Here is a 13,417-nt window from a genome sequence, read left to right as displayed (position 1 = left end):
CATGCACGGGTCGCTCAATGTAACACAGCGGCTCGCACCCGCGCCGCGTCGCCGGCGTTACCCTTTGAGCACCTTCAACGCAACACGTTCCCTTCTGATCAGCCGCCGATGCCGCCCTCCGTATTCATCGTTTCCGACGGTACCGGGATCACTGCCGAAACCTTCGCGCACTCGATCCTCGCCCAGTTCGACCAAAAGTTCCGGCTCGTGCGCGTGCCGTTCGTCGATTCCATCGACAAGGCGCATGCGACCGTCGAGAAGATCAACGAGGCGGTATCGCTCGATGGCCGCCGTCCGATCGTCTTCACGACGCTCGTCGACAGCGAGTCCAATGAGATCGTAAAGCGCTGCAATGCGCTCGTGCTCGACATGTTTCAGACGTTCATCGAGCCGCTCGAGCACGAACTGGAAATCAAGTCGACGCACGCGATGGGCCGCGTCCACCAGAACGCCGATACCGAGGAATACAAGAACCGCATCGAGGCGATCAACTTCTCGCTCGCTCACGACGACGGTCAGTCGAATCGCAATCTCACCGAAGCCGATGTGATTCTGGTCGGCGTATCGCGCAGCGGCAAAACGCCGACGAGCCTTTATCTGGCGATGCAATACGGCGTGAAGGCGGCGAACTATCCGCTGATTCCCGAGGACTTCGAGCGCGGCAAGTTGCCGACGCCGTTGCTGGATCATCGGGAAAAGATGTTCGGGCTGTCCATCGACCCGCAGCGCCTCGCCGAAATCCGCAACGAGCGCCGGCCGGGCAGCAAGTACGCTGCGCTGGAGAATTGCCGCTACGAGATCAACGAAGCGGAAAGCATGATGAAGCGCGAGGGTATCAAGTGGCTCTCGTCAACGCACAAGTCGATCGAGGAAATCGCCACGACCATCCTGCAAGAGATCAAGCCCGAGCGGCCTTCCTACTACTGATCAGGCGCGCTGCTGGCGGCACTGCTCGAAAAGACAGATCGCCGCCGCAGCCGCGACATTCAGCGACTCCATGCCCCCCGGCTGCGGAATGGTCACGCGATGCGTCACGGCATCGCGCCAGACCTGCGACACGCCCGCGCCTTCGTTCCCGAAAACCCAGGCAAGCGGCGGCGACAGATCGCAATCGTAGATGGCGACGGCGCCGTGCGAATCGGTGATGGTGACCGGCACATCGAGGCGCGCGATCAGGCCGGACGGCCCGACGTCCTCGAAGATGTCGAGCAGGAAGTGCGCGCCCATGCCCGAGCGCAGCACCTTCGATGACCACGCATACGCCGTCCCCGGCGCGCAGAACACGCGTGTCACGCCGGCCGCTGCCGCGCTGCGCAGAATGGAACCGACGTTGCCCGCGTCCTGAACGCCGTCGAGAATCACGCAGGTTTCGCTCACGCGATCGGGCAACGCCGCGCCGATCTTCTCGACGAGCAACAACATGCCGACGCCGTGCACGACGCTTGAAAGCTGGCCGAAAAGCGCATCAGGCAAAACGACCACTCGCCTTTCTTCGATGCGCGCCACGATTTCACGCGCTTCGGCATGCGTCAGCGCGCCTTCGGTGACGACGCACGTTTCCGGCTGACCGGCGGTATCGAGATAAGCGGCGGCGAGATGCAGCCCTTCGAGCAGTGCGTGGCCGCTGCGCCGCTGTTGTGCGGTAGAGCCGGCGAGCGCTTTCAGGCGCTTGTAGAGCGGGTTGTCCCGCGAAGTGATGGATTTCACGTTGAATTCGGTCGCGGTCGCGGTCAGAACGCTAGCGCGTCCGAGTCGCCGTCTTGCGTCTCGGCGGCGTGCAGCACTTCGGGCGCGATGTCCGGCAGCACGGAGCCGAAGAACAAGGCATGCGCTTCACGCACAGGCGCAAACGACCGGCGATGATGCTCGCACGGCCCATGTTCGCGCAGCGCCTTCAGATGCTGCGGCGTGCCGTAGCCCGAATGCGCAGCGAAACCGTACACGGGATACGTCTCGTGCAACTCGACCAGCATGCGGTCGCGCGTGACCTTCGCAAGAATCGACGCGGCCGAGATCTGTTTGACGAGCGCGTCGCCGCCGATCACGGCCTCGCTGCGAATCGACAGCGTCGGGCAGCGGTTGCCATCGATCTTGACGAGCGTCGGCGCGACGGCCAGCCCTTCGACCGCGCGCTTCATCGCGAGCATGGTCGCGTGCAGGATGTTGATGGTGTCGATTTCCTCGACGCTCGCCGACGCGATGCAGAAAGCCAGCGCGCGATCGACGATCTTCTCGTACAACTCTTCGCGCTTTTTCGCGGTCAGCGCCTTGGAATCGTCGAGGCCGTTGATTCGGGGCCTGGCGGGATCGAAGATCACCGCCGCCGCCACGACCGGTCCCGCGAGCGGGCCGCGCCCGGCTTCATCGACGCCGCAGATGAGGTCCAGCGGCGAGCTGAAGTCGAGCCCGCTTTGCGCTTTCTGTCGACTGGCCTGAGTCGCCATTACCGCGCCCCTCGCGTTTCCAGCACCCGCGCGACCGCTTCAGCCGCTCGCTGCGACGTGTTCTGGCGCAGCGCGATGTGCATATCGGTGAAGATGTCGGTCAGCGTACGGCGGTTCGCGTCGTCGTTCAACTGTTTCAGCGTCGCGTCCGCGAGTGCTTCGGGCGTCGCGAAATGCTGCAGGATTTCCGGCACGACGAAGCGCCCCGCCAGAATATTCGGCAAGCCCACGTAAGGCAGGTAACCCTGCCGCTTCATGATCTGGCCGGTGAGCCAGGGCACCTTGTACGAGATGACCATCGGCTTTTTAAGCAGCGCCGCTTCGAGCGTCACCGTTCCACTTTTCACGAGGATGGCGTCGGCGGCGGTCATCGCGGTTTGCGCGCGGCCATCGGTAATGGTCAGCGACAGATGCGGATGCGCCTCCACGAGCGGCTGCAGCAGTTCGCGCAGCGCGGGGTTCGCCGCGGGCATCAGGAAACGCACGCCCGGCTCCCGAAGCTGCATCAGTTCCATGGCGTCGAAGAACGTCGGGCCGATCAGCGCGATTTCCGAGCGCCGGCTGCCCGGCAACACGGCAATCACCGGCCCGCCTTCTGCGATGCCCAACTCGCGCCGCGCACCCGCGACGTCCGGTTCCAGCGGAATTTCATCGGCGAGCGGATGGCCGACATACGTCGACGCCACGCCCGCCTTCTGCAGCAACGCGGTTTCGAACGGAAAGACGCACAGCATGTGATCGACCGCTTTCACGATCTTTTTGATGCGCCCGCCGCGCCACGCCCAGATGGACGGACACACGAAATGGACGGTCGGGATGCCCGCTTCGCGCAACGGCTGCTCGAGCCCGAAATTGAAGTCGGGCGCGTCCACGCCGATGAACACCGACGGCGGCTCCGCAAGCAATTGGCGCTTCAGTTCGTTGCGAATGCCGAGGATCTCGGGGATGTGCCGCAGCGCTTCGACATAGCCGCGCACGGTGAGCTTGTCCATCGGCCAGTGCGCTTCGAAACCCGCCGACGTCATGCGCGGCCCGCCGATGCCGCTATACCGCGTGTCGGCCGGCAAGCACTCGTGCAGGCCCTTCAGCAGCGATGCCGCGAGCAGATCGCCGGAGGGCTCGCCCGCGACCATCGCGATTCGCGGGGCAGTGGTGATCAACGTCATCGAAATACGCGTTCAGCGGATGATGCCGCGCTGCGACGCCGCGATGAAGTCTGTGAAAGCCTTGACGGGCGCATCGCCCTCGCCGCCCGCCACGCTCAGTTCGCGAAGCTGCGTCTTCGCCTCTTCGAGCGACAGGCCGCTCTTATAGACGATGCGATACGCCGAGCGCAGCGCCGAGATGGCCTCGGGCGTGAAGCCGCGCCGGCGCAGACCTTCGACGTTGATCCCGTGCGGTTCCGCCTTGTTGCCGGCGGCGATCACGAACGGCGGCACGTCCTGCACGAGCGCGGAAGCGCCGCCCAGCATCGAATGCGCGCCGATCCGCACGAACTGGTGCACGCCCGACATGCCGCCGACGATCGCGTGATCGCCAACAGTGACGTGCCCCGCCAGTTGCGCGTTGCTCGACATGATGACGTTGTTGCCCAGCCGGCAGTCGTGGCCGACGTGAACATAAGCCATGATCCAGCAATCGTCGCCGATGGACGTCAGGCCCTGGTCCTGCACCGTGCCTGTATGCAGCGTCGTGAATTCGCGGATGGTGTTGCGGTCGCCGATTTCCAGACGAGTCGGCTCGTCCCTGTACTTCATGTCCTGCGGACGCCCGCCGATCGACGCGTAATGGCCGATGCGGTTGTCCCGTCCGATCATCGTGTGGCCTTCGATCACGCTATGCGACCCGACGGTCGTGCCCGCGCCGATGACGACGTGCGCACCGACGATCGCGTACGGTCCGATCTCGACGGAATCGTCGATCTGAGCGCCCGGCTCGATGATCGCGGTGGGGTGAATGGTGGTCATGCGCCTCGCCTCTCAATGCTGTGTTGCGTATGCTGTCCGTCCGCTTGCGCTGCTTCAGGCGCTGGCGTCCGTATTCTTCACGGTACACATGAGTTCGGCTTCGGCGGCGGTCACGCCATCCACTTCGGCGCGCGCCTTGAACTTCCAGATGCCTCGCATGTACCGCTCGAAGTTGACGTTCAGGATCAGCTGATCGCCCGGTTCCACGACGCGCTTGAAACGCGCGCCGTCGATGCCGACGAAGTAGTAGAGCGTGGTCGTCGGGTCGTGCGGCTCTTCGGCGAACGTCAGCAGCGCAGCGGTTTGCGCGAGTGCTTCGAGAATCAGCACGCCGGGCATTACGGGCCGCGTCGGGAAATGCCCCTGGAAAAACGGCTCGTTGATCGTGACGTTCTTCAACGCTTTGATGCTCTTGTGCGGCTCGAGTTCGAGCACGCGATCCACGAGCAGGATCGGATACCGATGCGGCAGCAGCGTGAGGATCTTGTGAATGTCGAGGTTGATTTTTTCTGTGCTCATGGTCGTTCTGCTCGCGCGTGTCTTGCGCGGTAGTGACTGCGGGCGTCGAACGCCCGCATGAAATTCGTACTTGCCGGGCAGCTCCGCCAAACCGGCCTGTCCGGTTGCTTCCCGAATCTGCCGGGCGCTCAGGCTTCGCCGGTTTTCTTGTCGGCCAGCGCCGTTTCGAGCGCCTTGATGCGGTCGCGGAGCTTATCCAGATTGCGCACCAGCGCGGCGCTCTTGTTCCAGTCCGCATGGCTGACGGCCGGGAATGCGCTCGTGTACATGCCGGGCTTGGTCAGAGACTTCGATACGCCCGATTGCGCCGTGACGATCACGTAATCCGCCAGCGTCACGTGACCCGCAATGCCCACTGCCCCGCCGATCATGCAATGCTTGCCGATGTTCGTGCTGCCCGCGATGCCCGCGCAACCCGCGATGACCGTGTACGCGCCGATACGGCAGTTATGGCCGATCTGCACCAGGTTGTCGATCTTCACGCATTCTTCGATGACCGTATCCGCCATGGCGCCGCGGTCGATCGTCGTGTTCGCGCCGATTTCCACGTCGTCGCCGATCTGCACCGCACCGACTTGCGGGATCTTCACCCAGCTTCCGGTGCGCGCATCGCCTTCGCCGACGAAATCGGGCGCGAAGCCAAAACCGTCCGCGCCGATCACCGCGCCGGCGTGCACGATCACGCGCGCGCCGAGCTTGCAACCATGATAGACCGTGACGTTCGGATACAAATGGACGTCGTCGCCGAGCCTGACGCCAGCGCCGACGGATACGCCGGCGTCCAGCCTGACGCGTTCGCCGACGACCGCACCGGCTTCGACCGTCACATGCGGGCCGATTACCACGCTTGCCGCCACCTTCGCGGCGGGATCGACGAATGCGCTCGGATGGACGCCCGGTTCAACCTTCGGTGTCGACAACTCGATGAACGCCTGCGCCACGCGCGCGAAATAGGCGTAAGGATTCGGCGTGACGATGAAGTTGCTGCCTTCACGCGGCGCCGTCAGTTTGTCCAGGTCCGCCCGCGAGATGAGCACTGCGCCCGCGCGGGTCGACTCGACCTGCGGCAGGTACTTCTGATTCGCGAGAAACGCGAGTTGCGCCGGGCCAGCCTTGTCGAGCGGCGCAAGGCCCTCGACGCGATGCGCGCCCTGGCCCACGACTTCGCCGCCAAAGCGCCTGACCAGTTCGTCGAGCGTGATCGCCATGCCTGATGCCATGCGTATGAAGACTCCTCGTCAGTTCGGGCTCGTGCCGCCGCCCTGGCTCGTGGCCGCGAGCGCCTTCAGCACCTGATCCGTGATGTCGATGCGCGGACTCACGTACACCGCCTCCTGCACGATCAGGTCGTAGTGCTGCTGCTCTGCGATCTGCTTGATGACCTTGTTCGCGCGATCCAGCACCGCCGCGAGTTCCTCGTTGCGGCGCTGATTCAGGTCTTCGCGGAACTCGCGCTGCCGGCGCTGAAAGTCCGCGTCGAGCTGGGCGAGATCGCGCTGGCGCGCTGCGCGGTCGGTCGGCCCCATCGACGGGCCATTCTTGTCGATGTTGTCGGACATCGACTTGAGCCGCTGCGCCATGTCCTGCAAAGCTTTGTCCCGCTTGGAGAATTCCTGCTCCAGCTTGGACTGGGCGGCCTTCGCAGCCGACGACTCGCGCAGGATGCGGTCGGAATTCACCGCAGCGATGCGCGCTTCCTGCGCGTTCGCTTTCGCGACCGCACCGAGGCCGAGAAACATCGACAACGCAAGCGCCAGCGTCATGTGTTTCGAGAGCTTACCGGTTCGCAAAGTGTTCCTCACGTTACGTCGAAATGAATGAAGTCCGCGTTCTCAACGGGTGCCGGCGCTTAGAACGCCGTACCGATCTGGAACTGGAACTTCTGATACTGGTCGCCATCGTGTTTCTGCAGCGGGAAGCCGAGGCTCAGCTTGAGCGGGCCGATCGGCGAGATCCACGCAAGACCCAGACCGTAGCCGTAGCGCAGGCCGTTCGCGCCGGTGCTCGTGCCACCCTGGTTCGGATCGCCCCATACGTTACCGGCGTCGAGGAAGGTGAACACGCGCAGCGTGCGGTCATAGCCCGTACCCGGCAGCGGGAAGGTCAGCTCGATATTGCCCACCGCCATGCGCGAGCCGCCGATCGGGTCGTTCGTCTTGCCGTCGCGCGGCCCGAGCGAACTCGGCGAGTAGCCGCGCACGGAGCCGATACCGCCCGCGTAGTAGTTCTTGAAGATCGGGTACGTCTGACCTTGCAGGCCCTTGCCGTAGCCGCCCTGCAAGTTGAAGCCGAGCACGAAGCCGCGCGCGAACGAGTAGTAATACTGGAACTGCGCGTCGAACTTCGCGTAGGTCGTGTTGCCGAGCGGCGTGCCGTATTCGGCGTTCGACTGCAGATAGTAACCACGGCTCGGCACGAGCGCGCTGTCGCGATTGTCGCGCGACCAGCCGACCGTCAGCGGATAATTGTTCACTACGCGACCGAATTCCTTCACGTAGTTGATATACGACTGCGGCGTGGACGAATCGGTGTCCATCGTGTTCTGTTCGGCGCCGACGCCGAAGAACACCGTGTCCTGCTCGGAAAACGGGATGCCGAACTTCGTGTCCGCGCCCATCGTCACGATCTTGAAACTGGAATCCGTCGAGTAGTAAAGCGGCTGATAAGTGCGGTAGTAAGCGTCGGTGATGCGCTTGATGCCGTCGATCGTGAAATACGGATCGACCTGCGTGACCGTCAGCGTGCGGTACGTCTTCGCCGTGTTCACGTTCACCGCGAGGCTCGTACCGGAGCCGAACACGTTGTCCTGGGAGACGCCCGCCGACAGCACGACCTTGTCCGTCGACGAGAAACCCGCGCCCAGCGTGATCGCGCCGGTCGGCTTTTCGGCCACCTTGACGTCGACATCGACCTGGTCGTTCGTGCCTTCCACAGGCGTCGTGGTGACGTCCACGTCCGTGAAGTAGCCGAGACGGTTCACACGATCCTTCGACAGCGCAAGCCGGCTCGAGTCGAACCACGAGCTTTCGAGCTGGCGCATTTCGCGGCGCACCACTTCGTCACGAGTGCGCGTATTGCCGACGATATTCACACGCCGCACGTACACGCGGCGGCTCGGCTCGACGTTGAGCGTGAGCGCGACGGTGTGATGCGCCTGGTCGATTTCCGGCTGCGCGTTGACCTGCGCGAACGCGTAGCCGTATTCGCCGAGCTTGTCGACGATCGCCTTCGTGGTCGCCTGCAGCTTCTCGGCCGAGAACAACTGCCCCGACTTCACCGTGATCAGCTTGTTCAGTTCCGCTTCGCGGTCGAGCAGGTTGCCCGACAGTTTCACGCTGCTGACCTTGTACGGCTCGCCTTCGTGCACGGCGACCGTCAGGTACATGTCTTTCTTGTCCGGCGAGATCGACACCTGCGTGGAGTCGATGCTGAACTCGAGGTAACCGTGATTCAAGTAATACGAGCGGACGTTCTCGAGGTCGCCGGTCAGCTTTTCCTTCGCGTAAAGGTCGCTCTTCGTGTACCACGAGAACCAGTTCGGCGTGGACAGCTGCATTTCGCCGAGCAGCGTGCCCGTGCTGACCGCCTTGTTGCCGACGAAGTTGATCTGCCGAATCTTCGCGCTCGGGCCTTCGGCGACCGAGAAGAGAATCGACACGCGATTGCGGTCCACCGGCGTGACCGTGGTGGTCACTTCCGCCGCGTAGTAGCCGCGCGTCAGGTACTGGCGCTTCAGTTCCTGCTCGGCCTTGTCGAGCAGCGACTTGTCGTACGAGCGACCCTGCGACAAACCGACCGAGCGCAGCGCCTTCGTGATGGTGTCTTTATCGAACTCATGAAGGCCCGAGAACTCGATGTTCGAGATGGCCGGCCGTTCCTGCACCTGCACGACCACCACGTTGCCCTCGGTGGCGATCTGCACGTCGTTGAAGAACCCCGTTGCGTACAGTGCGCGAATCGCTTCGGAGGCCTTGTCGTCGGAGAACGTCTCGCCTTGCTTGATCGGCAGATAGGCGAATACGGAGCCCGGCTCGATGCGTTGGAGACCTTCGATCCGGATATCCTGCACGACGAACGGCGTGGTGGCGTGAGCCGCCATGCCCGTTGCGGCGAGCGCCGCGGCCACAGCCGACTTAGGAACAAAGCGATGAGGTTTGAACAACGTGCTTCCCCAGTATTTAAAGCTGCATTCGTTCCGGCGGTCGCTCGTATCGCGACGCCAGAGATTATCAAAATGGATCAAAAACGGATGAGGCGTGTCAGGTCGTTGAACAGCGCGATCATCGACAGAGCGACGATGCAGACGAGGCCCGCCCGTTGCAGGACCAGCTGCCAGCGATCGGACACCGCCTTGCCGGTAACGGCTTCAACCAAATAATATAACAGATGCCCACCGTCCAAAACGGGAATCGGTAACAAGTTCAACACACCGAGACTGATGCTGACGAGGGCCAGGAAAGAAATAAATGCCGTCGCGCCGAGACGCGCGCTCTTTCCGGCGTAGTCCGCAATCGTCACCGGCCCCGACAGATTCTTGAGCGACGCCTCGCCGATGATCATCCGCCCGAACATGCGCAGCGAATAGACACTGATGTCCCAGGTGCGGTTCACGCCCAGACGCAGGCTTTCGAGCGGACCGTAGCGCACGTCGACGGTCGGCAACTGATTGGCGAGCGCAGCGCCGATGCGGCCGATGTCCCGCCCCGTCGATGCATCGCGCTTCACGTCCGGCACGATCTGCACCGTATCGCGCCTGACCTGGCTGCCTTCGCCGCGCTCGATGACGAGTGCCACCGGCTTGCCGCCGTGCGCCTTCACGTAGTCGATGAAGCGCGTCGCGTTGTCGACCGGACGGCCGTCGACGGCGCGCAGCTTGTCGCCAGCGGCGAGCCCGCTTTTCTGCGCCGCACTGCCCGCCTCCACGCCCGCGACCGTCAGCGTGCCGCCGCCCGGCGTGAAGCCGAGCTTGTCCATGAAGTCCTGCTCGGCGTCCGCTTCGGTGATGCCTGTCACGGTCAGCGGGAAATCGAACGTGCCCTCGTGCGTCTTCGCGGTCAGCACGATGCGCCGATGATCGAACGAAGCGTCGAGCAGCTTCCAGCGCAGATCGGACCACGAACGAATGGGCTGCGTCTCGCCGCCTTGCGAATCGCGCATCGAGACGATCTGCTCGCCGCCCTCGAAGCCGGCGCGCGCGGCGGCCGTATCGGAGGCCGGCGCCGAAACGATGGCCTGCGGCTCCGTGACGCCGCCCGCGAAAACCGCGGCGAACAGCGCGATGGCCAGCAGGAAGTTCGCGACCGGCCCCGCCGCGACGATCGCGATGCGCTTCGACACCGGCTGGCGGTTGAACGCGCGCGGCAGGTCTTCCGACGGAATGCTGCCTTCGGTTTCCCGTTCGTCGAGCATCTTCACGTAACCGCCGAGCGGCAGCGCCGAGATGGTCCACTCGACGCCGGTCTTCTTGCTGACCCAGCGCACGAGCGGTTTGCCGAAGCCGACCGAGAAACGCAGCACCTTGACGCCGCACATTCGCGCGACGCTGTAGTGACCGAATTCGTGGACGACGACGAGCACGCCTATCGCGACGACGAAGGCGACGATTTCGGTCAGAAAGTTCATGACGGCCTCAATGGGCGATGGGTTCGGCGCCTGGCGCGCTCGCAGTGAGCGCTTCGACGAAGCCGGACGCGAGACGGCGGGCGTTCGCATCGGCGGCGAGCACGTCGTCGAGCGACGCGGCGCTGGCGTTCGGCAACGCGTTCAGCACGCGTTCGACTACACCGCCGATCGCCATGAAACCGATGCGGCGCGCGAGGAAGGCTTCCACGGCGATTTCGTTCGCCGCGTTCAGCGCCGCGCTGGCAATCCCGCCGGCCTCGAGCGCCTCGATGGCGAGCGCGAGACACGGAAAGCGCGCGAAGTCGGGCTTCTCGAACGTGAGCGACGCGATCTGCGCCAGATCGAGCGGCGCGACGCCGGAATCGACGCGCTCCGGATACGCGAGCGCATGGGCGATCGGCGTACGCATGTCGGGATTGCCGAGTTGCGCGAGCACGGAGCCGTCCGCGTAGGACACCATCGAATGGATCACGCTCTGGGGATGGATCAGCACGTCGATGCGCGAGCCCGGCAGATCGAACAGCCAATGCGCCTCGATGACCTCGAGACCCTTGTTCATCATCGTCGCCGAATCGACGGAAATCTTGCGGCCCATTGCCCAGTTAGGGTGCTTGCAGGCCTCGTCCGGCGTGACGTCGACGAGGGTTGCGGGTTCGCGGGTGCGGAACGGGCCGCCCGACGCGGTCAAAATGATCTTCGACACGCCGCCGTGCAGTTTCGCCTCGCTGTCCGTGCACACGGGCAGGCACTGAAACACGGCGTTGTGCTCGCTGTCGACCGGAAGCAGGATCGCGCCGTTGTCGCGCACTGCGTCCATGAAAATCTGGCCGGACATGACGAGCGCTTCCTTGTTCGCGAGCAGGATGCGTTTGCCGGCGCGGGCCGCGGCCAGCGTGGGCGCGAGGCCCGCGGCGCCGACGATGGCCGCGACGACCGTATCGCATTGCGCCGCGCGCGCGACTTCGACGAGCGCATCCGGGCCGTGCGTCACCTCGGTCTTGCTGCCCGCCGCGCGCAACGCCGCCGCGACGCGCGCAGCCGTTTCGGCGTCGCCGACGACGGCCACTTCCGGCTGAAAGCGCAGGCATTGGGCGACGAGTTTGTCGCCGTTACGGTGGGCGGTGAGCGCATAGACCGAGAACCGGTCCGAGTGCCGCGCGACGACGTCGAGCGTGCTGTCGCCGATCGAGCCCGTGGAACCGAGCAATGTAAGACGTTTTTGCATGGAATCTTCTCTGGCCGATCAGCCGAGCATCAGCAAGGCAATCGGCAATACGGGCAACAATGCGTCGATGCGGTCGAGAACGCCGCCGTGACCCGGCAGCAGGCCGCTCGAATCCTTGACGCCCGCCTGACGCTTCAGCAGCGATTCGAATAGATCGCCGACCACGCTGAACACGACCAGCACGGTCAGCGCGACGAGCGCGCGAACCCAGCCGAGATGGCCGACGAAAGCCGTGAACAAGGTGGGCGCGTAGGCGCCGGTGGCGGCGGCGATCGACCCGATCACCATGACGGCGACCCAGCCGCCGAGTGCGCCTTCCCAGGTTTTGCCGGGGCTGATCGACGGCGCGAGCTTGTGACGGCCCAGCGCTTTTCCGGCGAAGTATGCGCCTATGTCGGCCAGCCAGACGACTAGGAGAAGCGATAGCACGAACGCCACGCCCTGCATGCGCGCCTGAACGACCGCATGCCAGCAGGCGACGAACACGACGATTCCTGCGAACAGAAGGAACCCGCGCCACGCGCCTGCGGCCAGCACCGGCTTGCGGGAAAGCGCATACGGTCCCGCGAGCACCCAGAAGATCGCGGCCATCTGGAAGAGCGGCTTCGGTACGACGACGTAGGCGCTGAAAATCAGCGCGAGTCCCGCGACGAGCGCATACGCGACCGGGCCGGCGCCGTTGAGCTTGAGGAGCCGCCCCCATTCCCAGGCTGCGAACACGACGACGAAACCGATCAGCGCCGCGAACGCCCCGATGGGCGCGAACAGCGTGACCGGCACGAGGACCGCGAGCAGGACGATTGCCGTGATGACACGGGTCTTTAGCATGAAAGGGTGTCGGCCTTCTGCGATTGGGAAGCGAGTTGCGCGCTCGTGCGTCCGAAGCGGCGCTCACGGCCGCCATACGAAGCGATCGCGCGGTCCAGCGCGGCGGCGTCGAAGTCGGGCCAGTAGATGTCGGTGAAATAGAACTCGGTGTACGCGAGCTGCCACAGCAGAAAATTGCTGATGCGCTGCTCGCCGCCCGTGCGGATGAAGAGATCCGGCTCGGGTGCATAAGCCATCGCAAGATGCTCGGCGAACGATTCATCGTCAACGCGCGCCGGCGCGCCTTGTTCGAGCGATTGCGCGATGAGCTTCTTCGTCGCCTGCATGATGTCCCAGCGTCCGCCGTAGTTCGCGGCGATGGTCAGCGTGAGGCGCGTATTGCGTGCGGTCTTGGTTTCGGCGCGCTGGATAAGCGCGCGAATGCGGTCGTCGAACATGGAGACGTCGCCGACGACGCGCAGACGAATGCCGTTTGCGTGCAGCTTGCCGATCTCGCGCTCGAGCGCGGTGACGAACAGGCGCATCAGAAACGAAACTTCGTCGGTAGGACGGCGCCAGTTTTCCGAACTGAACGCGAACAGCGTGACGAACTCGACGCCACGCCGCGCGCAGCTTTCGACGGTGGCGCGCACCGCATCGACGCCGCGCGTATGACCGGCGACACGCGGCAAACGCCGTTCGGTCGCCCAACGGCCATTGCCGTCCATGATGATCGCGACGTGGCGCGGGACAGCCGCGACATCGGGCACGCGAACGGTAGAGCTGGTATAGGTCATGGCCGCTGAATCTTGTTATCGACGGGGGTGAAACGC

General features: G+C 64.3%; 13 protein-coding genes. 1 reads left to right on the top strand and 12 read right to left on the bottom strand.

Features of this window, described 5'->3' with window-relative positions; all coding sequences use genetic code 11:
* The first annotated feature begins 108 nt into the window (after window positions 1-108).
* Complete coding sequence (locus P9255_RS25235; protein WP_309765014.1) at window positions 109-927, top strand: pyruvate, water dikinase regulatory protein; 819 nt, start codon at window positions 109-111, stop codon at window positions 925-927.
* Here P9255_RS25235 and P9255_RS25230 read toward each other — a convergent pair whose 3' ends face one another.
* The 12 genes from P9255_RS25230 to uppS all read right to left on the bottom strand — a co-directional run bounded on the left by P9255_RS25230 (window position 928) and on the right by uppS (window position 13,381).
* Window positions 928-1,707, bottom strand: coding sequence for an RNA methyltransferase (locus P9255_RS25230; RefSeq protein WP_309765015.1), 780 nt, complete (start codon window positions 1,705-1,707; stop codon window positions 928-930).
* Window positions 1,708-1,730: 23 nt separating this feature from the next.
* On the bottom strand, window positions 1,731-2,444 hold the full coding sequence (gene rnhB, locus P9255_RS25225) for a ribonuclease HII (protein ID WP_309790599.1): 714 nt from the start codon (window positions 2,442-2,444) through the stop codon (window positions 1,731-1,733).
* Window positions 2,444-3,610, bottom strand: coding sequence for a lipid-A-disaccharide synthase (gene lpxB / locus P9255_RS25220; protein WP_309765017.1), 1,167 nt, complete (start codon window positions 3,608-3,610; stop codon window positions 2,444-2,446). Before lpxB ends, rnhB begins: the two co-directional genes overlap by 1 nt.
* A gap of 12 nt (window positions 3,611-3,622) precedes the next feature.
* Entirely contained in the window at window positions 3,623-4,411 is a 789-nt protein-coding gene (gene lpxA / locus P9255_RS25215; protein WP_309765019.1) for an acyl-ACP--UDP-N-acetylglucosamine O-acyltransferase, read from the bottom strand.
* A gap of 54 nt (window positions 4,412-4,465) precedes the next feature.
* A complete protein-coding gene (gene fabZ / locus P9255_RS25210) occupies window positions 4,466-4,930 on the bottom strand; it encodes a 3-hydroxyacyl-ACP dehydratase FabZ (RefSeq protein ID WP_040049534.1) in 465 nt (154 codons plus the stop codon).
* A gap of 128 nt (window positions 4,931-5,058) precedes the next feature.
* Entirely contained in the window at window positions 5,059-6,138 is a 1,080-nt protein-coding gene (gene lpxD, locus P9255_RS25205; RefSeq protein ID WP_309765476.1) for a UDP-3-O-(3-hydroxymyristoyl)glucosamine N-acyltransferase, read from the bottom strand.
* 30 nt (window positions 6,139-6,168) lie between these two features.
* The gene (locus P9255_RS25200; protein ID WP_309765020.1) at window positions 6,169-6,693 is read right to left on the bottom strand and encodes an OmpH family outer membrane protein; all 525 of its coding nucleotides are present in this window, start codon (window positions 6,691-6,693) and stop codon (window positions 6,169-6,171) included.
* Window positions 6,694-6,779: 86 nt separating this feature from the next.
* Complete coding sequence (bamA, locus tag P9255_RS25195) at window positions 6,780-9,092, bottom strand: outer membrane protein assembly factor BamA (protein WP_309765021.1); 2,313 nt, start codon at window positions 9,090-9,092, stop codon at window positions 6,780-6,782.
* Window positions 9,093-9,169: 77 nt separating this feature from the next.
* On the bottom strand, window positions 9,170-10,552 hold the full coding sequence (rseP, locus tag P9255_RS25190; protein ID WP_309765022.1) for an RIP metalloprotease RseP: 1,383 nt from the start codon (window positions 10,550-10,552) through the stop codon (window positions 9,170-9,172).
* 7 nt (window positions 10,553-10,559) lie between these two features.
* Window positions 10,560-11,777: a 1-deoxy-D-xylulose-5-phosphate reductoisomerase gene (locus P9255_RS25185; RefSeq protein WP_309765023.1), complete on the bottom strand. Its 1,218-nt coding sequence runs from the start codon at window positions 11,775-11,777 to the stop codon at window positions 10,560-10,562.
* An 18-nt stretch (window positions 11,778-11,795) separates the two neighbouring features.
* Window positions 11,796-12,605, bottom strand: coding sequence for a phosphatidate cytidylyltransferase (locus P9255_RS25180; protein WP_309765024.1), 810 nt, complete (start codon window positions 12,603-12,605; stop codon window positions 11,796-11,798).
* Entirely contained in the window at window positions 12,599-13,381 is a 783-nt protein-coding gene (gene uppS / locus P9255_RS25175; protein WP_309765025.1) for a polyprenyl diphosphate synthase, read from the bottom strand. The genes P9255_RS25180 and uppS overlap by 7 nt, the downstream gene beginning before the upstream one ends.
* Window positions 13,382-13,417: the final 36 nt, after the last annotated feature.

This window comes from Caballeronia sp. LZ019, assembly GCF_031450825.1.
Lineage (GTDB): Bacteria > Pseudomonadota > Gammaproteobacteria > Burkholderiales > Burkholderiaceae > Caballeronia.
Note: the sequence above shows the minus strand (reverse complement) of the source record. Positions and strands in the feature narration are given on the sequence as shown.

Excerpts from the sequence above, each read along its gene's own strand:
- P9255_RS25235 (WP_309765014.1), top strand. The coding sequence starts at position 109 with ATGCCGCCCTCCGTATTCATCGTTTCCGACGGTACCGGGATCACTGCC.
- rnhB (WP_309790599.1), bottom strand. The coding sequence starts at position 2,444 with ATGGCGACTCAGGCCAGTCGACAGAAAGCGCAAAGCGGGCTCGACTTC.
- lpxB (WP_309765017.1), bottom strand. The coding sequence starts at position 3,610 with ATGACGTTGATCACCACTGCCCCGCGAATCGCGATGGTCGCGGGCGAG.
- lpxA (WP_309765019.1), bottom strand. The coding sequence starts at position 4,411 with ATGACCACCATTCACCCCACCGCGATCATCGAGCCGGGCGCTCAGATC.
- fabZ (WP_040049534.1), bottom strand. The coding sequence starts at position 4,930 with ATGAGCACAGAAAAAATCAACCTCGACATTCACAAGATCCTCACGCTG.
- lpxD (WP_309765476.1), bottom strand. The coding sequence starts at position 6,138 with ATGGCGATCACGCTCGACGAACTGGTCAGGCGCTTTGGCGGCGAAGTC.
- P9255_RS25200 (WP_309765020.1), bottom strand. The coding sequence starts at position 6,693 with ATGACGCTGGCGCTTGCGTTGTCGATGTTTCTCGGCCTCGGTGCGGTC.
- rseP (WP_309765022.1), bottom strand. The coding sequence starts at position 10,552 with ATGAACTTTCTGACCGAAATCGTCGCCTTCGTCGTCGCGATAGGCGTG.
- P9255_RS25185 (WP_309765023.1), bottom strand. The coding sequence starts at position 11,777 with ATGCAAAAACGTCTTACATTGCTCGGTTCCACGGGCTCGATCGGCGAC.
- P9255_RS25180 (WP_309765024.1), bottom strand. The coding sequence starts at position 12,605 with ATGCTAAAGACCCGTGTCATCACGGCAATCGTCCTGCTCGCGGTCCTC.
- uppS (WP_309765025.1), bottom strand. The coding sequence starts at position 13,381 with ATGACCTATACCAGCTCTACCGTTCGCGTGCCCGATGTCGCGGCTGTC.